The 19,919-nt window shown below is 68.3% G+C and carries 15 protein-coding genes; 9 read left to right on the top strand and 6 right to left on the bottom strand.

The annotated features are described in order from the left end of the window. Positions 1 to 19: 19 nt before the first annotated feature. From AC3WLE_RS05110 to apbC, 6 genes are all read right to left on the bottom strand, one after another. A complete protein-coding gene (locus AC3WLE_RS05110; RefSeq protein ID WP_316151187.1) occupies positions 20 to 235 on the bottom strand; it encodes a formate dehydrogenase in 216 nt (71 codons plus the stop codon). Positions 236 to 433: 198 nt separating this feature from the next. Then, on the bottom strand, positions 434 to 1,066 hold the full coding sequence (locus AC3WLE_RS05105; protein ID WP_492318882.1) for a TorD/DmsD family molecular chaperone: 633 nt from the start codon (positions 1,064 to 1,066) through the stop codon (positions 434 to 436). Positions 1,067 to 1,101: 35 nt separating this feature from the next. Then, entirely contained in the window at positions 1,102 to 3,267 is a 2,166-nt protein-coding gene (locus AC3WLE_RS05100) for a 4Fe-4S binding protein (protein WP_492356366.1), read from the bottom strand. Positions 3,268 to 3,368: 101 nt separating this feature from the next. After that, entirely contained in the window at positions 3,369 to 3,959 is a 591-nt protein-coding gene (locus tag AC3WLE_RS05095) for a DUF3306 domain-containing protein (protein ID WP_492356365.1), read from the bottom strand. A gap of 34 nt (positions 3,960 to 3,993) precedes the next feature. Then, complete coding sequence (locus tag AC3WLE_RS05090; protein WP_492356364.1) at positions 3,994 to 4,527, bottom strand: DUF3305 domain-containing protein; 534 nt, start codon at positions 4,525 to 4,527, stop codon at positions 3,994 to 3,996. 22 nt (positions 4,528 to 4,549) lie between these two features. Beyond that, positions 4,550 to 5,638, bottom strand: coding sequence for an iron-sulfur cluster carrier protein ApbC (apbC, locus tag AC3WLE_RS05085; protein ID WP_013952601.1), 1,089 nt, complete (start codon positions 5,636 to 5,638; stop codon positions 4,550 to 4,552). Between the two features lie 340 nt (positions 5,639 to 5,978). On the opposite strand from apbC, the gene AC3WLE_RS05080 reads away from it, so the two are divergent. From AC3WLE_RS05080 to AC3WLE_RS05040, 9 genes are all read left to right on the top strand, one after another. After that, a complete protein-coding gene (locus AC3WLE_RS05080; protein WP_492319734.1) occupies positions 5,979 to 6,617 on the top strand; it encodes a YiaD family glycine zipper/OmpA-like lipoprotein in 639 nt (212 codons plus the stop codon). Positions 6,618 to 6,903: 286 nt separating this feature from the next. Next, a complete protein-coding gene (gene metG, locus AC3WLE_RS05075; RefSeq protein ID WP_492356523.1) occupies positions 6,904 to 8,964 on the top strand; it encodes a methionine--tRNA ligase in 2,061 nt (686 codons plus the stop codon). Positions 8,965 to 9,319: 355 nt separating this feature from the next. Continuing rightward, on the top strand, positions 9,320 to 12,646 hold the full coding sequence (locus tag AC3WLE_RS05070) for an acetyl-CoA carboxylase family protein (protein ID WP_492356524.1): 3,327 nt from the start codon (positions 9,320 to 9,322) through the stop codon (positions 12,644 to 12,646). A gap of 46 nt (positions 12,647 to 12,692) precedes the next feature. After that, positions 12,693 to 14,426, top strand: a complete 1,734-nt coding sequence (locus tag AC3WLE_RS05065; protein WP_492319731.1) for an AMP-binding protein — start codon at positions 12,693 to 12,695, stop codon at positions 14,424 to 14,426. Positions 14,427 to 14,547: 121 nt separating this feature from the next. Then, positions 14,548 to 15,339: an IclR family transcriptional regulator gene (locus AC3WLE_RS05060; protein ID WP_492319730.1), complete on the top strand. Its 792-nt coding sequence runs from the start codon at positions 14,548 to 14,550 to the stop codon at positions 15,337 to 15,339. A 59-nt stretch (positions 15,340 to 15,398) separates the two neighbouring features. Beyond that, positions 15,399 to 17,000: an ABC transporter substrate-binding protein gene (locus AC3WLE_RS05055; RefSeq protein WP_492356525.1), complete on the top strand. Its 1,602-nt coding sequence runs from the start codon at positions 15,399 to 15,401 to the stop codon at positions 16,998 to 17,000. Positions 17,001 to 17,069: 69 nt separating this feature from the next. Next, complete coding sequence (locus AC3WLE_RS05050; RefSeq protein WP_492351163.1) at positions 17,070 to 17,981, top strand: ABC transporter permease; 912 nt, start codon at positions 17,070 to 17,072, stop codon at positions 17,979 to 17,981. Further along, positions 17,974 to 18,867 carry an ABC transporter permease gene (locus tag AC3WLE_RS05045; protein WP_492319727.1) on the top strand — a complete coding sequence of 298 codons (894 nt, stop codon included), beginning with the start codon at positions 17,974 to 17,976 and terminating at the stop codon, positions 18,865 to 18,867. Before AC3WLE_RS05050 ends, AC3WLE_RS05045 begins: the two co-directional genes overlap by 8 nt. Continuing rightward, positions 18,864 to 19,910, top strand: coding sequence for an ABC transporter ATP-binding protein (locus tag AC3WLE_RS05040; protein ID WP_492319726.1), 1,047 nt, complete (start codon positions 18,864 to 18,866; stop codon positions 19,908 to 19,910). The genes AC3WLE_RS05045 and AC3WLE_RS05040 overlap by 4 nt, the downstream gene beginning before the upstream one ends. Positions 19,911 to 19,919 lie beyond the last annotated feature (9 nt).

The raw sequence follows: 19,919 nt of genomic DNA, 5'->3' as shown, positions 1-19,919 counted from the left end.
ACCACACCGCCCTAGGCAGCTACACCAGCGTGGTCCGGTAGTACTTGCGGATGTGGTCAGAGACCCGGTAACCCTTGCTGTCCGACGGAGGATCGGTGGGTTCCGGCAGAGCGGTGGCCTGGCCCGGCATGGCCGGACCGCGCGCGGTCAGCGCTGCCGCGCCCGTAGCGGCAGCCACAACTCCAGCGCCCGCGAGAAACGTGCGGCGCGCGACCCTGGTTTGCTTCTCTGTCATGTGGGGGCTCCTCGGCTGACAAAGCCCGATGGATTTAGCCGTTATGCGTTGTTATGCATATTCTAGATTCAACTAGCAGGAAAGACCATGATATGCGCGGGTTTTTCCCTACTTTCCAACTCATTTTCGTGTAAGCGGCTGCCTTGGCCTCGCGGCGCTAAAGAAGCCCGCAAGCGTGCCGATATTCAATGCCCGCGCTCAATGCATCTCGAGCGCCACCGCCTCAACGCCGGCAAACGCGCCCAGCAAGCCGGCCACGCCGCGATAGAAACGCGCCTGCGGGTGCGCCGTCACTGCATCGCACAATCGCTCCACCCAGGGCTGCAGGTGCTGCGCATAGAAGCGCTGCTGCTCGCCCAGGTTGGACACCGCCAGGTCGTCGCCCGCCACCAGGAAGCGCATCACCTCGCACAGCGTGGCGATATGGTCCTCGGTCTCGCTGACATCTTCATGACGCTCCAGGCCGTAGCGGGCGAGGTCTTCGCGTAGCGCCACCAGCGGGCGCTCGTTCAGGAAGCCGGTCATGTAGAAGGAGCCGTACAGGAACACATCCTGCCGGCCCACGCCCACGAACAGCAGCCGGTACTCCTCCTCGGCCTCGGCCGCGGTGGTCTCCGATGCTGCATCGCACAACGCATTCCACGCCTTGCCCAGCACGGTGTTCGCGTCATCGCCCACGGCGCGGTTGGCGGCGATGTGGTGCAGCAGCGCGGCGTCGGGCGCGTGGTAGAACAGCGTGGCGAGCAGGCCGTAGAGGTCGGCGCGGGCGGTGTCTTCGGCATCGTCGGCCGGCGGCGCGGCGGTGAGCTGGATCGGCTGGAAATCTGTCATGTCGTGATGATTTGTCCTGGGTGGCCCCGCCGCCGTCAGCGCAGCGTGGCGCCGGTGGCGGTTCCCGTATCGCGCTCTATCATGTCGATGACGCGGCAGTCAGGGCACATCTTCAGGCGCTCGGCCGCGGCGCCGGCAAATGCGGGATGGCCGGCCAGGCGCACCAGCATCGACTCCACCATCTGCGCCGTGCCGAACGGCTTGGCGCAGCGGATGCAATGGAACGGCTGGGTCTCGTTGAGGGTTACCGGGCGGCGCGCCGCGTCGCCGGCCAGCAGGCGCGGCACCAGGCTGATGGCGTCTTCCGGGCAGGTCTTCTCGCACAGCCCGCATTGCACGCAGTTGCGCTCGATAAAGCTGAGCACCGGGCGCTCGGGATTGTCGCGCAGCGCCTGCGACGGGCACGCGCCGACGCAGGCCATGCACATGGTGCACTTGCCCGTATCCACTGCGATCGCGCCGATCGGCGCGCCGGCCGGCAGCGGCACGCTTGGCGCGGGCACCGGCGCGTGCCGGGCCAGGTGGTCCAGCACAAAGTCCAGCATCTCGCGCTTGGCCGCGACCGGGCCGAACGGCGCCGGCGGCAGCGCGTTGCGGCCCGGGCGCAGCGCCGCCAGGCCGGCATCCAGCGCCGGGGTATCGGCGGCCTCGACCAGCGACAGCACCTCGCCGTCATAGCCCAGGCCCGCCAGCAGAGCGCGCCCGACCGCGATCTGCTCCAGCAGCGCGGTGCGGTACTGCGGTGCCTCCTCGCCGGTCAGCAGCACCGCTACGCGGCTGGCGCCCCAGCACAGCGCGGCGAGCCACAACTCCAGCCCGGCCGAGGCCGGGTGGAACAGCGACAACGGCATCACATTGGCGGGCACGCCCTTGGCCTTGCCGCCGCGGGCGGAACGGCCCAGCGCCAGCAGCGCCGGCGTGCCATATTCCTCGCCATGCAGCAGCACCACCGGATCGCGTGCGCCGGCCTGGCGGTACGCCGACAGCAGCGTGCGCAGGCGCGCGCCGGTCACCTCCGGCCCCGGGTAGCCATAGCTGATGGCCCCGCTCGGGCAGACGGTGGTGCAGGCGCCGCAGCCCATGCACAGGTTGGGCGTGACTTCGATGCGCCCCTTGCCGTCATGCCAGCGCGAGCCGATGGCCTCGGTCGAGCAGATGTCGATGCAGGCGGTGCAGCCGGTAGTCTGGTTGCGGCCATGCGCGCACAGGTTTTCCTTGTAGCGGAAGAACCTGGGCTTCTCGAACTCGCCCACCAGCCCCGCCAGCATCAGCGCCTGGGCCTGCTGGCGCGCGGCATCGGTGCCGGCGTGCAGGTAGCCCTGCGGCGGCTGGTGCATGGTGAAGGCAGGCGTGTCGCACAGGTCGAAGACCAGGTCGAAGCGTCCCTGCACTGTGCCCTGCGGGCGGTCGAAGTCGATCGCCGCGGCGGCGCCGCAGGCGCGCACGCAAGCACGGTGCGAGCGGCAGCGCGACAGGTCGATCTGGTAGCTGAAGTCGATCGCGTCCTCGGGACAGGCGTCGATGCAGGCGTTGCAGCGGGTGCACAGGTCCAGGTCGATCGGGTTGCTGCGGCCGGCACCGGTCTCCCAGCTGGCCTCGAACGCTCCCAGCCAGCCTGTCAGCGAGGCCAGCCGGCCGCTGTGAACGGGATAAGCGCGCGCCGCCGGCTGCGCGGCGGCGCCTTCACGCCTGTCGCTGCCGGTCAGCAGCACCGTGACCTCCAGCTGCATCGCGGCCAGCCGCTCGGCCCACGGCAGCGCCCGCTGGGCCGGGCCCAGCACCAGCACCGCGCCGTCGGAACGGTAATCCACCACCGGCACCGGGTCAGGTTCGGGCAGCGCGGCCACGGCCAGCAGCGCGGCGATCTTGGCATTGGCGGTCTTCGGGTCGCGCCGGGCGCCCTGTGACCAGCCGCCGGTCTCGCGGATATTGACGAAGCGCACCGGCGCGGTCACCACCGGGCGGCCATCGCTGCCCTGCGCGGCCTGCGCTGCGACTTCGGTAAAGAGCTGGCGTTCCTGGGTGCAGGCGACGATGACGTCGTCGGTGCCGTCGAGCGCGGCGGTGAAGTCGCCGATCTCGCGCCGGCACAGCAGGCGATGGACCTTCAAGGGGCCCTGGTTGGCGTCCTTGGTTGCTTCGGACAATGCCGCCCCGTCAAGCGGCATGGTGTCGTTGCAGTTGCAGATCAGCGTCGGCATGGCGAATGCGGCTGACCGGTCCGGACGTCCTTCTTGGTGAGGGGTCTGCGGGCCGGCGGATTGTGGGGATGCCTATTGTAGGCTGCGCTGCACCTGTGAGGCTACGCGCATTTATCCGGGTCTTGCAGGCCCTGTTCTGCGCTTTGACTTACAGTTTGCTGCGGCGTTTCGATTGGTGCGGGTATGTCCGTAGTGTCGGCGGTCTCGCCGGATTCGGCGAACTCGGCGGGCGCCGCCGGCGGTACATCCACAGGCCCCGCGGCGGCGGCCGCGGCCTGTGCCGCCGCGCGTTCCTCGTCGGTCGGCTCGAACAGGCCCAGTGTCTCGGACTGGCGCAGCTGGCGCAGGATTTCCGGCGGGATCGGATCGGGTTTGCTGTAGTCGTCGATATAGATGTCGAGCCCGTCCATCACGTTGAAGTGCGGATCGGCGAACAGCGTCTTCAGCGCCGCGCGCTTGACCGACTCATCCACGCCGCGGGCCACGAACCGGGCGATCTCGTCGCCGGGGCGCAGCGCGGCCACGTCCTCCAGCGTCGGGGCCGGTACCTGCGGCGCTTCGGGTGCTGCGCCGGTGGTCGCGGGGACGGCTTCGGCATGCGCTGGTGGTGCCGGCTCTGCCGGCACGGGCACGCCCTCCCGCACCGCGGCCTTGCGGCGCGACCAGCGCGACAGGAAGGACGAATCGCTCATCGGCAGGGCAAGCTCAGGTCGTCAGGATCAGTAATCAGTAGCGGGCGCGGTCTTCCGGCGCCTTGAAGGATTCGGGCCGGCGCCGCTGCTTGGGCTCGGGCCGGTAGTGCTGGTCGACATAGGCCTGCAGCCACTCCCGCTGCTCGGGCGCCAGCGGCACGTTCTCGACGGTCTCGCCGGCATCGAGCCAGCGGCCAGCCTCGTTGTACGACAGCGTCACGGTCATCGGCACCGGATGGGCCTCTTCGCCAGGGACTTCGTCCTCCGGCATGCGCCACAGCACGAACCAGCACGGCGTGGTCGAAGTCAGGTTCAGGTAATAGCCTTCGCCCTGGTCGCGGAACAGCGTCACCTCGAACCCCGGGTACAGCCAGTGCGCGCCGTGGGCGTCGTGCTCCAGGCACACGGGGTGCGTGCCGAACTCGCCAAGGTCCGGCAGCACCGCGTCCAGCTCCCACTTCCACGGCTGCCAGCGGTTGGCCAGCGCGACCTTGCGCATCACCACCGCCATGGTCACGGCGGGGCGGGCAGCGGGTGCCGGCAGGTCGGGGGCAGGCTGGCTTGCCATGGTTGCTGCGCGCGGCGCGCGCTCAGGTGTTTTGCACCACGATACTCGGAAACTTGCTGGTCATGTCGCGCGCCTTGTCGGCGACCTTGATCGCCACCTTGCGCGCGATGGCGCGGTACATCTCGGCCACCGGGCTGTCGGGCTCGGCCACCACGGTCGGACGGCCGGAGTCGGCCTGCTCGCGGATCTGCAGGTTCAGCGGCAGGCTGCCCAGCAGGTCAACGCCGTAGTCGGCGCACATCTTCTCGCCGCCGCCGTGGCCGAAGATATGCTCGACATGGCCGCAGTTCGGGCAGCAGTAGACCGCCATGTTCTCGACGATGCCCAGGATGGGAATGCCCACCTTCTCGAACATCTTCAGGCCCTTCTTGGCATCCAGCAGCGCGATATCCTGAGGCGTGGTGACGATCACCGCGCCGGTGACCGGCACCTTCTGCGACAGCGTCAGCTGGACATCGCCGGTGCCCGGCGGCATGTCGACGATCAGGTAGTCCAGGTCGTGCCAGTTGGTCTGGCGCAGCAGCTGCTCCAGCGCCGAGGTCACCATCGGGCCGCGCCATACCATCGGGTTGTCCTGCTCGATCAGGAAGCCGATCGAGTTGGCCTGCAGGCCATGTCCTTCCAGCGGCTCCATGGTCTGGCCGTCGGCGGATTCCGGGCGGCCGTCGATGCCCAGCATCATCGGCAGGCTCGGGCCGTAGATGTCTGCGTCGAGCATGCCGACGCGCGCGCCCTCTGCCGCCAGCGCCAGCGCCAGGTTCACGGCCGTGGTGGACTTGCCCACCCCGCCCTTGCCCGACGCCACCGCAATCACGTTCTTCACGCCCGGCAGCAGCTTGACCCCGCGCTGCACCGCGTGCGCGACGATCTTCATGGTCACGGCGACGCTGACATTGCTCACGCCCGGCACTTGCCGCACCGCAGCAACCACCAGCTTGCGGATCGGATCGAACTGGCTCTTCGCGGGGTAGCCGAGTTCGACTTCCAGCGAGACATCGCCGCCGTCGACGCGGATATTCCTGGCCGAGCGGGTGGACACCAGGTCCTTGCCCGTATTGGGATCGATGACGGTGCGCAGGGCTTCGGTGACCTGCTCAGTGCTGACGCTCAAGACAAACTCCGCTTCGATGATTTGGGGGATTGGCGCATGATGGCCTGCGCCTAATGTATCAAAGTATGCAGCACCGGCCATGAACGCCGGAAATCCGCGCGCAATACCCTGCATTGGGTGTGGGATTACAGACATTTACAAATCTCACAAGCTTGCACTTGTGCGCGCGCCGCCATATCCATATTGTAGTGCGGTTGGACGGCCCGGTACGCCGGCATCGCAGGCGGTTGCCCGCACCGGCCGGGCCCGACGCGTACAAAGGGTTACCTGCCGCTAGCCTTGGCGTTACCATCGCGATGCGGTACCAAGAACATTTACGGGAACATCAGAAGGAGAAAGCATGAAGATCAAGCTCGTTACTGTCTCGCTCGCCGCTGCCACGCTGCTGGCCGCAGGTTGCGCCACTGAACAGCAGACCCATACGGCAGTCGGCACCGGCGTGGGCGCCGCGGTCGGCGCCGGGCTTGGCAACCTGATCGGCGGCAATACCACCGGCACGCTGGTGGGCGCGGCAGTGGGCGGTGCCATCGGCGGCGCAACCGGCTACAACTGGAACGCCATCCGCGGCAAGCTGAACAAGGACACCGCGGGCACGGGCACCCAGATCACCGAGCAGCCGGATGGCACGCTCAAGGTCAACATCCCCAGCCAGGTTACCTTCGATACCGACAGCGCCACCATCAAGCCGTCGTTCCGCTCGGTGCTCGACCAGGTCGCGCAGACCCTGGGCCAGCACCAGGACGTGAGCGCCAACGTGGTGGGCCATACCGACAGCACCGGCAACCCCAGCTACAACATGCAGCTGTCGCAGCGCCGCGCCCAGAGCGTGGCCGGCTACCTGGGTGATCGCGGCGTCGCACGCAACCGCCTGACGGCCGAAGGGCGCGGGCAATCCCAGCCAGTTGCGGACAACGGCTCGGAGGCCGGACGGGCACAAAATCGCCGCGTCGAAATTTTTTTGAAACCAATTCAAGGATGACCTAGTCATAGAAACAGGTGCCGCTTGCCACCGTTGCTGGCTCGCGATGGGTGGCTGACCTCCCGGGCGGTACCTGATTTCTCCTCCTTTTCCGTTGTGGAAAGCTGCGCCGGCTCTGACCGGCGCTTTTTTTTGGCCGAACGGATCCGCCGGCTTCGTCATTCCGCCATGCGGAACCGCGCGCAGGCGCTGGCCAGTTGCTAAAATAGCCCCTTCCCGGCACGCGCCTCCCCTCCTGGCTGGCGCCGTCCCCTGATACTTCCCCGCTCCTGACCGGCTCCTGTTTATGACCGCACGTCGCATCCTCGTCACATCCGCCCTGCCTTATGCCAACGGCCAGATCCATATCGGCCACCTGGTGGAATACATCCAGACCGATATCTGGGTGCGTTTCCAGCGCATGATGGGCAACGAGGTCTACTACGTCGGCGCCGACGACACCCACGGCACGCCGGTCATGCTGCGCGCAGAGAAGGAAGGCATCACGCCCAAGGCACTGATCGACCGCGTCTGGACCGAGCACAAGCGCGACTTCGACAGCTTCCTGGTGTCGTTCGACAACTACTACAGCACCGACGCGGAAGAAAACCGCGAGCTGTGCGAAAAGATCTACCTGGCCCTGAAGGCCGAGGACCTGATCGCCGAGCGCGAGGTCGAGCAGTTCTTCGACCCGGTCAAGAACATGTTCCTGCCGGACCGCTTCATCAAGGGCGAGTGCCCCAAGTGCGGCGCCAAGGACCAGTACGGCGACTCCTGCGAGGTCTGCGGCACCACCTACGTGCCGACCGACCTGAAGAACCCGTATTCGGTGGTGTCCGGCGCCACGCCGGTGCGCAAGTCGTCGGCCCATTACTTCTTCAAGCTGTCCGATCCGCGCTGCGAGACCTTCCTGCGCGAATGGGTGGCCGACCTGGCCCAGCCCGAAGCCGCCAACAAGATGCAGGAATGGCTGGGCGCCGAGGGCGAGGCCTCGACCCTGTCCGACTGGGACATCTCGCGCGATGCGCCCTACTTCGGCTTCGAGATCCCCGGCGCGCCCGGCAAGTATTTCTACGTGTGGCTGGACGCCCCGATCGGCTACTACGCCAGCTTCCAGAACCTGGCCGCGAAGAAGGGCATCGACTTCGACGCCTGGGTCGGCCCGCATTCCACCGCCGAGCAGTACCACTTCATCGGCAAGGACATCCTGTACTTCCACACGCTGTTCTGGCCGGCGATGCTGCGCTTCTCGGGCTACCGCACCCCGACCAATGTGTTCGCCCACGGCTTCCTGACCGTGGACGGCGCCAAGATGAGCAAGTCGCGCGGCACCTTCATCACCGCGCAGAGCTATGTCGACACCGGCATGAACCCGGAATGGCTGCGCTACTACTTCGCCGCCAAACTCAACGCGAGCATGGAAGACCTCGACCTGAACCTCGATGACTTCATTGCGCGCGTGAACAGCGACCTGATCGGCAAGTACGTCAATATCGCCAGCCGCGCCGCGGGCTTCCTGGTCAAGCGCTTCGAAGGCAAGGTCGACGAAGCCGCGCTGGCCCACCCGCTGCTCGAGCAGCTGCGCCAGGCCGCACCGCAGGTCGCACACCTCTACGAAACCCGCGAGTACAGCAAGGCGTTGCGCCTGGTGATGGAGCTGACCGATGCGGTCAACGCCTTCGTCGACACCGAGAAGCCGTGGGAACTGGCCAAGGACGAAAACAAGCGCGCGGCGCTGCATGCGGCATGCTCGGTCTCGCTGGAAGCCTTCCGCCTGCTGACGGTCTACCTGAAGCCGGTGGTGCCGAACGTGGCTGCCGGCGTTGAGCGCTTCCTGAACGTCGAGCCGCTGGACTGGCGTGCCATCGACAAGCAGCTGTCGGCTGCCAGCCCGGTGCAGGCCTACCAGCACCTGATGACGCGCGTCGATGCCAAGCAGGTCGATGCGCTGCTGGCTGCCAACCGCGAATCGCTGCAGGCAACCGCGGCGCCGGCCGCCGCGGGCGCGGCGATCGAGCCGATCGCCGACACCATCACCATCGACGACTTCGCCAAGGTGGACCTGCGCGTCGCGAAGATTGTCGAATGCCAGAAGGTGGAAGGTTCGAACAAGCTGCTGCAGCTGACGCTGGATCTGGGCGAAGGCCGCACCCGCAACGTGTTCTCCGGCATCCAGTCGGCCTACACGCCGGAGCAGCTGGTCGGCAAGCTGACCGTGGTGGTGGCCAACCTGGCCCCGCGCAAGATGAAGTTCGGCGTGTCCGAAGGCATGGTGCTGGCTGCGTCTGCGGCGGATGAGAAGGCCGCGCCGGGCCTGTATATCCTGGAGCCGCACGAGGGCGCGGTGCCGGGCATGCGCATCGGCTGAAGCAGGGCACTCATCGCCGTTCCCCTCTCCCGCTGTCGGGAGAGGGCGGCAAATCCGCGGTAACGCCATGTTCCGCGCGTTCCATCGGTAGCGATCCAAGGCCAGCCAGGCCTCTGGATCGACCCGCCACACCGCCCGAGATTCTGCAATGCAGAACAGAACGGGCAGCCCTTCCCCCTCCCCCTTGCTCCCGCGCTATGCACGCGCGGCATGTCATACATGGTTCCGGCGCATCGCGCTTGTGACCCCTGGACGAGCCGCGTAGATTCCACCTCGCAGAATCACCAACCAAAAAACAGAAGCCGGCCACGCAACGCTGCTTGCGCGATGCCGCTTCGCATGGAAGGGGACATTTGTGAAGAAGCTCCTGATCGCCAATCGTGGCGAGATTGCGTTGCGCGTGCAACGCGCCGCACGAGACCTTGGCATCGCCACCGTGGCGGTCTATGCCACCGACGACGATGCCAGCCGGCACCGCCTGCTGGCCGACGAAGCTGTTGCGCTGCAGGGCCAGGGGGCCGCTGCCTATCTCGACATTCCCGCCATCATCAGCGCAGCGCGCGCCACCGGCTGCGACGCCATCCACCCTGGCTATGGCTTTCTCAGCGAGCGCGCCGACTTTGCCAGCGCTTGCGCAGCCGCGGAGATCGTCTTTGTCGGCCCCGAGCCCGAGCAGCTGGCCCTGTTCGGCGACAAGGGCCGCGCGCTGGCGCTGGCCGCGCGCTGCGGCGTACCGGTGATGCCCGCCACCGCGGGCGGCGCCACGCTCGATGCGGTGACCGCATTCTTCGACGAACAGGACGGCGCCGGCGTGGTGCTCAAGGCGGTGGGCGGCGGCGGCGGGCGTGGCATGCGCGTGGTGCGCGAGCGCGACGCGCTGCCCGAAGCCTATGCGCGCTGCCGCTCCGAAGCACGCTCGGCCTTCGGCATCGATGCCATCTACGCCGAACGGCTGGTGGCCCGCGCGCGCCATATCGAAGTGCAGATCGCCGGCGACGGCCACCATGTGATCGCACTGGGCGAGCGTGACTGCACGCTGCAACGCCGTTTCCAGAAAGTGGTCGAGATCGCGCCCAGCCCGGCGCTCGATCCGGCGCTGCGCCAGCGCATTGTCGATGCCGCCTGCACGCTCGCGCGCGAAGCGCGCTACCGCAGCCTGGGCACGTTTGAATTCCTGGTCGAAGAGCCCGAGGACGGTGCGCGCCGCGATGGCGCGGCCCTGCCCTTTGTCTTTATCGAAGCCAACCCGCGCCTGCAGGTCGAGCACACCGTCACCGAGCAGGTCACCGGCATGGACCTGGTGGCCGTGCAGCTGGGGCTGGCCGAAGGCCGGCGCCTGGCGGAACTGGGGCTGGACCCGCAGCACCCGCCGCGCGTGCGCGGCTATGCCATCCAGGTGCGCGTGAATGCCGAGGCCACCGATGCGCAAGGGCTGGCACGCCCGGCACAGGGGCGGCTGGAGCGCTTCGATCCGCCCACCGGGCCGGACGTGCGCGTCGACACCCACGGCTATACCGGCTATGCACCGTCCGCGCATTACGACACGCTGCTGGCCAAGCTGATCGTCACCTCGGTCAGCGACAACTTCGCTGACGCAGTGCGGCGCCTGCAGCGCGCGCTCGGGGAATTCAATATCGGCGGCATCGCCACCAACCTCGACCTGCTGCGGGCGCTGGCCGAGCGCGACGACTTTGCCAGCCAGCACGTGCATACGCGCTATATGGAAGCCGCGCTGCCCGCCCTGCTGGAACGCGCCGCGCAGATTGCGGCGCACGACGCGGCGCGGCAGGCCCTCGCAGGAGGCAGCGCCCCCAGGGTGGCGGCACCTTCCAGCACGGCAAGCTTCGAGGAGCAACTGGGCGAGGGCCTGTGCGCGGTGCGCGCGCCCATGAACGGACGCGTGATCGAACTGGCGCGCGAGAACGACCTGGTCAAGGCTGGCCAGACCGTGGCCGTGCTCGATGCGATGAAGATGGAACATGCCATCGTGGCCGAGCACGCGGGCCGCGTGATCGACCTGCGCACCGCTTCCGGCGAGCAAGTCGCCGAGGGCCAGGTCATGCTGGTGCTGGAGCCTGCCGACGCTGGCGCCCATGCCGACGGCGAGGCCGAGCACACCGACCCGTCAGCGATCCGCGCCGACCTGCAGCGCGTGCTCGACCGCCATGCCTTCCTGTACGACGCGGCCCGCCCCGAGGCCGTGGCACGCCGCCATGCGCGCGGCCAGCGCACCGCGCGCGAGAACGTCGACGACCTGTGCGATGCCGGCAGCTTCCGCGAATACGGCGGCCTGGCGCTGGCGGCACAGGCCAGCCGGCGCAGCGAGGCCGACCTGATCGCCAACACCCCTGCCGACGGGCTGATCACCGGCACCGGCGCCGTCAACGGCAGCCTGTTCGCACCGGAGCGCGCGCGCTGCGCGGTGCTGGCCTACGACGCCACCGTGCTGGCCGGCACCCAGGGCAAGCGCAACCATATCAAGACCGACCGCATCCTGGAGGTGGCGCTGCGGAACCGGCTGCCGACGGTGATCTTTGCCGAAGGCGGCGGCGGCCGCCCGGGCGACATCGACTTCCCCACCGTGGCCGGCCTGTACCAGCCTTCGTTCGCCGCCTTCGCCGAGCTGAGCGGCGAAGTGCCGGTGGTGGGCATCGCATCCGGGCGCTGCTTTGCCGGCAATGCCGCGCTGCTGGGCTGTTGCGACCTGATCATCGCCACGCGCAACGCCAACATCGGCATGGCCGGCCCGGCCATGATCGAAGGCGGCGGCCTGGGCGTGTTCCGCCCCGAGGACATCGGCCCGGCCACGGTGCAGTACCACAACGGCGTGGTCGACCTGCTGGTCGACGATGAGGCCGACGCGGTGGCCGCGGCCAGGCATTACCTGTCGATGTTCCAGGGCCGTGTCGACGACTGGCAGGCGCCTGACGCGCTGGCGCTGCGCCAGGTGGTGCCGGAAAACCGCCTGCGCGTCTATGACACGCGCGCCGCCATCGCCGGCCTGGCCGACGCGGGCAGCGTGCTGGAACTGCGCGCCGGCTTCGGCACCGGCATCCACACCGCGCTGGCGCGCATCGAAGGCCGGCCCGTGGGCATTCTCGCCAACAACCCGCGCCACCTCGGCGGCGCCATCGATGCCGACGCCGCCGACAAGGCCGCGCGCTTCATGCAGGTGTGCAATGCGCACGGGCTGCCGATCGTATCGCTGATCGACACTCCGGGCTTCATGGTGGGCCCGGAGGTCGAGGCCCGCGCCCAGGTGCGCCATGTGTCGCGCATGTTCGTCGCCGGCGCCAAGCTGCGCGTGCCGTTCCTGGCGGTGGTGCTGCGCAAGGGCTACGGCCTGGGCGCGATGGCGATGGCCGCGGGCGGCTTCCGCGCGCCGACCTTCACGGTCTCGTGGCCAACCGGCGAATTCGGCGGCATGGGCCTGGAGGGCGCGGTGCGGCTGGGCTTCCGCAAGGAGCTGGAAGCGCTGCCGGCCGGCCCGCAGCGCGATGCGCTGTACCAGCAGCTGGTGGCGCAGATGTACGAGCGCGGCCATGCCATCAACGCCGCTGCGGCATTGGAACTCGACGCCGTGATCGACCCTGCCGCCACCCGCCAGTGGGTGGTCAGCGGGCTCGAGGCCGGTGCCGCCAATCCCCAGCGCCCGATGCGCACCTTCGTCGACGCCTGGTAGGCGCGGCGGCAGACAGAACCAGAGCGAAAGCAAGAGGAGACAGCAGATGAACGAACAGGCGTTCTTCGAGGACCTGGAAGCCCGGCATCGCAAGATCTGGCCCGCAGGCCTGCCCGATGCACCGGTCTATCCCCATGGCGAGGCTCCGCTGGGCGACTACCTGCGCGCGTGGGCGCGCAAGCGCCCGGACCACGCCGCGCTGGTCTGGTACGGCACCACCGTGACCTATGCCGAGCTCGACGACCTGTCCGAGCGCTGCGCCGCGCTGCTCAAGGACCGCGGCGTGGGCGCGGGCGACCGGGTGGCGGTGATGATGGGCAACTGCCCGCAATTCCACGTGGTCTTCTACGGTATCCTGAAGCTGGGCGCGGTCTATGTGCCGGTCAACCCGCTCTTCAAGGAACAGGAGCTGGTCTACGAACTGAACGATGCCGGCGCCACCACCGCCATCGTGCAGGACCAGCTTGCGCCGCTGCTGATGTCGGTGCGCGCACAGACGCGGCTGCACACCGTCTACACCACCAGTGCCGGCGCGATGCTGCCGGCGCAGCCGGACCTGCCGCTGCCAGCGGGCCTCGACGCGCCTCCGCTGGCAGTGGAAGGCACCATCGACCTGCTGCAGGCGCTGCGCGACACCACGCCGGTCGCACTGCCCCCGGTCGACATGGACGCGCTGGCCGCGCTGAACTACACCGGCGGCACCACCGGCCTGCCCAAAGGCTGCATGCACACGCAGCGCGACATGGTCTACACCGCAGCGGCTTCCTACGCGCTCACCGGCGGTGTCGATGCGGAACGGCTGGCAGAGGGCTCGAACGACGTGATGCTGAACTTCCTGCCGATGTTCTGGATCGCGGGCGAGAACCTCGGGCTGATCTATCCGATCTTCAGCGGCGCGACCGTGGTGCTGCTGGCGCGCTGGGACCCGGTGGCGGTAATGGCCGCGATCGAGCGCTATCGCGTCAACCGCACCTTCGTGGTGGTGGACAACGCGGTCGAACTGATGAACCACCCCGAATCCGGCCGCTACGACCTGCGTTCGCTGCAGCACACGCGCGCCGCCTCGTTCATCCGCAAGATCACCCCCGACATCCGCCAGCGCTGGCACGCGCTGACCGGCAGCATCATTGCCGAAGGCGCCTGGGGCATGACCGAGACCCATACCAGCGACACCTTCACCACCGGCATGCAGGACGACGACATGGACCTGCGCGGCCGCCCGGTCTTTGTCGGCCTGCCGGTGCCGGGCACGCGCATCAAGATCTGCGACTTCGACACCGGCGCGGTGCTGCCGGTCGGCGAGGAAGGCGAGATCGTGGTCAGCACGCCGTCGCTGTTCAAGGGCTACTGGGGCCGCCCCGACGTCGATGCCGAGGTATTCCGCGACGGCTGGTTCCGCACCGGCGATATCGGCGCCTATGACGAGGCGGGCTACCTGCATTTCCTGGGACGGCGCAAGGAGATGCTCAAGGTGCGCGGCATGAGCGTGTTCCCGTCCGAGCTGGAGGTGCTGCTGTCGCGCCACCCGGCGGTGCTGGGGTCGGCCGTGGTGGGCCGCCCCGACCCGGACAAGGGCCAGGTGCCGGTGGCCTTTATCCGCCTGCGCGCCGAGCACGCCGACGGCATCACTGCCGACACGCTGCATGCATGGTGCCGCGAGCAGATGGCGGTCTACAAGGTGCCCGAGATCCGCATCCTGCCCGAGTTCCCGCTGACCGCCACCGGCAAGGTGCGCAAGGTCGAGCTGCAGGCCTTGCTGGATACCGAGGCCGGCGGCTGAACGGGACCGCTGTCGGGTAGTACCGCCGTACCGGACCAGGACGCCGCGCGCGCGTCCGGCACGCCTGCGCGTCGAACAAGCGCGGCTGGCGTGCAACGGCACAACGAGGGAGCCAACGGTTATGCAGGACCGATCCACCGGCAATGCCTTCAAGGAAGACCGCCACTTCGTCACCGCGCTGGCGCGCGGGCTGGAAGTGCTGGCCTGCTTCCGCACCAGCGACCGCGTGCTGGGCAACCAGGAAATCGCCCGGCGCTGCGGGCTGCCCAAGTCGACCGTATCGCGCCTGACCTCCACCCTGACCCGGCTGGGCTACCTGGCGCAGGCCGAAGGCAGCCACAAGTACAGCCTGGGCACGGCCTGCCTGCGGCTGGGCAGCGCCATGCTGTCGCGGCTGGACATCCGCAAGGTGGCGCGACCGCTGATGCAGGAGTTGGCGGACTTTTCCGGCGGCACGGTGTCGCTGGGCACGCGCGACCGCTTCTCGATGATCTATGTCGAGCACTGCCGCAGCTGCGCCGCGATTGCGCTGACGCTCGATACCGGCTCGCGCATTCCGGTCGCCACCTCGGCCATCGGCCGCGCCTGGCTGGCGGTGGTGCCGGACGAAGAGCGGCAGGCCTTCATGGAACAGGTGCGCGACGTCGACGACATGGCGTGGCCGCGCCTGCGCCAGGGCATCGAACAGGGCCTGGCGGACCACCTCACCCTGGGCGTGACCTGCTCGATGGGCGATTGGCAGCCAGACGTCAACGGCATCGCGCGCGGCTTCGAGCCCGGCCATGGCATGCCGCCCATGGCCCTCAACGTGGGCGGACCGTCGTTCCGCCTGTCCCCTTCATTCCTGCTCGACGAGGTGCGCCCGCGCCTGCTGGAGGTGGTACGCCAGCTGGAAGGCAGCTTCCCGCGCTGAGCGCATCCGTTATCCACACCAACAGCGCCGCCACGAGACGGCGCAACAGGAGGAGCACCATGCAAGTGAAGTTGACCGACGCCGCCCGGCGCCGCCTGCTGGCCGGCATGCTGGCCGCCGCCACCATCCCCGCGGCCCAGGCCGCCCCGCCCTCGCCGGCCACCGGCAGCCTCACCGTCGCCTTCGGCGCGGAGTCGACCACGCTCGATCCGGTCAAGATCTCGGCCGGCGTCGACCACTACTTTGTCGGCCAGATCTTCGAGATGCTGGTGCGCCGCAATGCCGCGCTCAAGGACGAGAACTGGCTGGCGGAGAACTGGAAGCTGGAAACCGGCAAGGACGGCAAGCCCGTTCTCGACGTGCAGCTGCGCAAGGGCGTGCGCTTCCACAACGGCGACCCGCTGACCTCCGAGGACCTCGAGTTCTCCTGGCAACGCCAGCGCGACCCCAAGAGCAGCTTCTTCTCGCACTATGTCTCGTCGGTCGAGCGTTTCGAGATCGTGGATGCGCACCGCTTCAGGCTGCATTTCAAGGAGCCGGATGCGCAGTTCATCGTCGGCAACATGCAGCTGTGGGCCATGCCCAAGAAGTACATCCAGAAGGTCGGCGAAGAAGAGTTCGCCCGCAAGCCGGTCGGCACCGGCCCATGGAAGTTTGTCTCGCGCACGGTCAAGGACGAGCTGAAGCTGGAAGCGTTTGACGGCTACTGGAACAAGGAAAAGCGGCCCGGCGTCAAGGAACTGACCATCAAGGTGATTCCCGAGGACCTGACCCGGGTGGCGGCCTTCAAGACCGGTAAGGTCGATTTCATCGACAACGTACCGCCTTCGATGGTCGAAGAGTTCAAGAAGATGCCGGGCGTGAAGACCGTCACGCTGGTGAGCGGCAACAACCTCTTCCTCAATTTCAACACGCAGATGCCGAAGTCGCCGTTCAACGATGTGCGCGTGCGGCAGGCGGCCGCGCACGCCATCGACGTCGACGCCATCATCAAGCGCGTGCTGTTCGGCCAGGGCGAGCGCTATGCGCAGGTGGGCAAGGAGTCGAATGGCTACGACCCCGAACTCAAGCCCTACGCCTTCGACCAGAAGCGTGCGCGCGAGCTGCTCAGGCAGGCGGGCTACCCCAATGGCTTCGAGACCCCCTGCTACAACCTCACCACGCCGCGCGAACCGGGCGTGAAGGAAGTGGGCGAAGCCATGTATGCCTACCTGAGTTCCGTGGGCATCCGCTGCCAGGTGCGCAACCTGGAGTACGGGGCCTGGATCAGCCTGGGCAAGCGCGGCCGCTCAGGCCCGCCGGAGATGGACGGCGTGCTGAGCTGGATGTGGTCGCAGGGCCTGCCCGGCGACCCGGGACTGGCCTGGTCCGGCCATTTGCACAGCTACCAGAGCGGCGGCGGCTGGGGCACTTATTCCTACACCAGCGACCCCGAGGTCGACGCGCTGCTGGAGAAGCAGCGTCAGACCATGGACCCCGCGGCGCGCACCGCGCTGCTGCGCCAGATCGCGCGGCTCAAGCAGGAGCGCATGCTGGGCGGCCTGCCGACCTACCGGCCGCTGGTGACCTTTGCCTGGCGCGACAACAAGATCGACTACGTGCCCTGGCCCATCCGCGACTACTGGCGCTCATTCCAGGAAGTCAGCTGGAAGCAGCGCTGATCCGCCGCCGCGCCCGGCGCCCGTGCCGGACGCGGCATCCCCGCTGACGAATCTCCGACGGAGCCTGTCATGCCTATTGCAAAACGCCTGCTGCACGGCCTGATCAGCATCCTTGGCGCGAGCGTGATCATCTTCCTGATCTCGCGCCTGTCCGGCGACCCGCTTGCCTTGCTGCTGCCGGCCGACGCGCCGCCACAGGTGATCGAGGCAACGCGCCGCCATCTCGGCCTGGACCAGCCCCTGGTGGCGCAGTACCTGGTCTTCCTCGGCCATGCCGTCACCGGCGACTTCGGCAACTCTTACCGCTGGCAGGAACCGGCACTGGGGCTGATCCTGGAGCGGCTGCCGGCCACGGTGGAACTGGCGCTGGCCGCGCTGGGCTTCTCGATTGCGATGGCGGTGCCGTTCGGCGTGCTGTCGGCGGTCTACCGCGGCTCCTGGTTCGACCGCTTTGCCAAGGTCTTCGCCATGCTCGGCCAGGCCATGCCCAACTTCTGGGTCGGACTGCTGCTGATCCTGTTCTTCGCGGTGCAGCTGAACTGGCTGCCCGCGTTCGGGCGCGAATCGTGGAACAGCCTGGTGCTGCCCGCGATTGCGCTGGGCTGGTATCCGGTGGCCGCGCAGACCCGCGTGGTGCGCTCGGCCATGCTGGATGTGCTGGACAGCGACTACATCCGCATGGGCCGCGCCATGGGCCTGCCCGAGCACGTGCTGATCTGGAAGTACGCGCTGCGCAATGCGGCGATTCCGCTGGTGACCATCCTCGGTGTGTACTTCGCGGCGATGCTGGGCGGCGCCTTCGTGGTCGAAGTCATCTTCGCCTGGCCAGGCGTCGGCCGCACCGTGGTCGAGGCCGTGTTCGCGCGCGATTTTCCCGTGGTGCAGGCGGGCGTGATGCTCACCTCCGTGCTGTTCGTGCTGTCCAACCTGCTGGTCGACCTGAGCTACGGCCTGATCGACCCGAGGATCCGCCATGCCTGAGATCGCCGTTCCTCCTGCCAGCGCCACGGCGGCGCCGGCCCGCAAGCGCCAGCGGCGTGACCTGGGTGGCCTGCCCTGGTTTGCGCTGGCAATCTTCCCCGTGCTGCTGGTCTGCGCCGTCGGCGGCGAGGCGCTGCTGCCGCACGACCCCAACGGCCTCGACCTCGGCCTGGCCTTCCAGCCGCCGGCCTGGCTGGCGGGCGGCAGCTGGGCCTATCCGCTGGGCACCGACAACATGGGGCGCGACCTGCTCTCGCGCATCATGGCCGGCACGCGCATCTCGCTGGTGGTCGCGCTGTACGCGATCCTGATCTCGGGCGGCATCGGCACCGCCGCCGGCATGCTGGCCGGCTACTTCGGCGGACGCCTGGACGCGCTCATCATGCGGCTGGTCGATATCCAGATGTCGATCCCCGCGCTGGCGCTGGCGCTGGTGCTGGCCGCGGTGCTGGGCCCGGGCTTCAACACCGTGGTGCTGGTGATCGTGGTGACCTACTGGACCTGGTACGCGCGCATCGTGCGCGGCGAGGTGATGTCGCTCAAGCAGCGCGACTACGTGGCGCTGGCGCGCGTGGCCGGCTGCGGCACGCTCACCATCTTCCGCCGCCACCTGCTGCCCAACCTGCTCAACACCCTGCTGGTGCTGGCCACGCTGCAGGTGGGCCAGGTGATCATCTTCGAGGCCTCGCTCAGCTTTCTCGGGCTGGGCATCCAGCAACCCGATGTGTCGTGGGGGCTGATGCTGGCCGATGCGCGCAACTACATCACCAACGCATGGTGGGCCATCACCATGCCCGGACTGGCCATCATGGCCACCTGCCTGGCGTCCAACCTGCTGGGCGACTGGCTGCGCGACCACTTCGACCCGAAAAGGAGGCAGCTATGACCGGCCCCGATCCGCACGTGACGCAATGCCCGTCGCCCTCGCCCGCCGCCGGGGGCTCCCCCCGCGGCGCGCCCATGCTGTCGGTGCAGGGGCTGACCACGCACCTAGGACTGCGCCGCGGCACGGTGCGCGCCGTGGACGGGGTCGACCTGCACGTGCATGAGGGCGAGACCCTGGGCGTGGTGGGCGAATCCGGCTCCGGCAAGTCCATGACCATCCTGTCGATCCTGCGCCTGCTGCCGCGCCAGGGCGGCGTGCAACTGGGCGGCAAGGTGCTGCTCGATGGCGTTGACCTGCTGCAGCTGCCCGAGAAGACCATGAGCACGCAGTACCGCGGCCGCAAGATCGCGATGATCTCGCAGGATCCGCTGACCTCGCTGAACCCGGTCTTCACGGTGGGCGACCAGGTCGGCGCACCGCTGCGCTACCACGGCCGCGCCGACAGCCGCGAGGCGCGCCGGCGCCAGGTGGTGCAGGTGCTGGACAGCGTGCGCATCCCCTCGCCCGAGACGCGGCTGGACGATTATCCGCACCAGTTCAGCGGCGGCATGCGCCAGCGCGTGGTGACCGGCATGGCCATCGCCAGCGCGCCGCGCCTGCTGGTGGCGGACGAGCCCACCTCGGCACTGGACGTGACCATCCAGGTGCAGATCATGGCGCTGTTCCGCAAGATCCAGGCGCAGACCGGTGTCGGCATCATCCTGATCACGCACGACCTGGGCGTGGCAGCCAGCATCTGCCACCGGGTCGCGGTGATGTACGCCGGGCGCATTGTCGAGACCGGCGATGTGCGCACACTGTACCAGCGCCCCGCCCATCCCTACACGCAGGCCCTGCTCCAGGCCATTCCCCACTTCGGCGAAAAGCGCGAGCGGCTCTACGCCATCCAGGGCAGCCCGCCCAGCCTGATCGACCCGCCGCACGGCTGTCGCTTCGCGGCGCGCTGCCCGCACCGCAAGCCGCTGTGCGATGACGCCTATCCCCCCGAGATCGAACTTGAATCGGGCCACAAGGTCAGTTGCTGGCTGGCGTCGGCCGGCTGAGAACCCAGG

The sequence above is a fragment of the Cupriavidus sp. FW306-1B-F12B genome, from assembly GCF_058781795.1.
The sequence above is the reverse complement of the archived record's forward strand: the minus strand, read 5'-3'. Positions and strand labels throughout refer to the sequence as shown.

Coding starts and splice junctions, on each gene's coding strand:
- metG (WP_492356523.1), top strand. CDS start 6,904: ATGACCGCACGTCGCATCCTCGTCACATCCGCCCTGCCTTATGCCAAC.
- AC3WLE_RS05040 (WP_492319726.1), top strand. CDS start 18,864: ATGACCGGCCCCGATCCGCACGTGACGCAATGCCCGTCGCCCTCGCCC.
- AC3WLE_RS05045 (WP_492319727.1), top strand. CDS start 17,974: ATGCCTGAGATCGCCGTTCCTCCTGCCAGCGCCACGGCGGCGCCGGCC.
- AC3WLE_RS05050 (WP_492351163.1), top strand. CDS start 17,070: ATGCCTATTGCAAAACGCCTGCTGCACGGCCTGATCAGCATCCTTGGC.
- AC3WLE_RS05065 (WP_492319731.1), top strand. CDS start 12,693: ATGAACGAACAGGCGTTCTTCGAGGACCTGGAAGCCCGGCATCGCAAG.
- AC3WLE_RS05095 (WP_492356365.1), bottom strand. CDS start 3,959: ATGAGCGATTCGTCCTTCCTGTCGCGCTGGTCGCGCCGCAAGGCCGCG.
- AC3WLE_RS05060 (WP_492319730.1), top strand. CDS start 14,548: ATGCAGGACCGATCCACCGGCAATGCCTTCAAGGAAGACCGCCACTTC.
- AC3WLE_RS05080 (WP_492319734.1), top strand. CDS start 5,979: ATGAAGATCAAGCTCGTTACTGTCTCGCTCGCCGCTGCCACGCTGCTG.
- AC3WLE_RS05110 (WP_316151187.1), bottom strand. CDS start 235: ATGACAGAGAAGCAAACCAGGGTCGCGCGCCGCACGTTTCTCGCGGGC.
- AC3WLE_RS05090 (WP_492356364.1), bottom strand. CDS start 4,527: ATGGCAAGCCAGCCTGCCCCCGACCTGCCGGCACCCGCTGCCCGCCCC.
- AC3WLE_RS05055 (WP_492356525.1), top strand. CDS start 15,399: ATGCAAGTGAAGTTGACCGACGCCGCCCGGCGCCGCCTGCTGGCCGGC.
- AC3WLE_RS05100 (WP_492356366.1), bottom strand. CDS start 3,267: ATGCCGACGCTGATCTGCAACTGCAACGACACCATGCCGCTTGACGGG.
- AC3WLE_RS05105 (WP_492318882.1), bottom strand. CDS start 1,066: ATGACAGATTTCCAGCCGATCCAGCTCACCGCCGCGCCGCCGGCCGAC.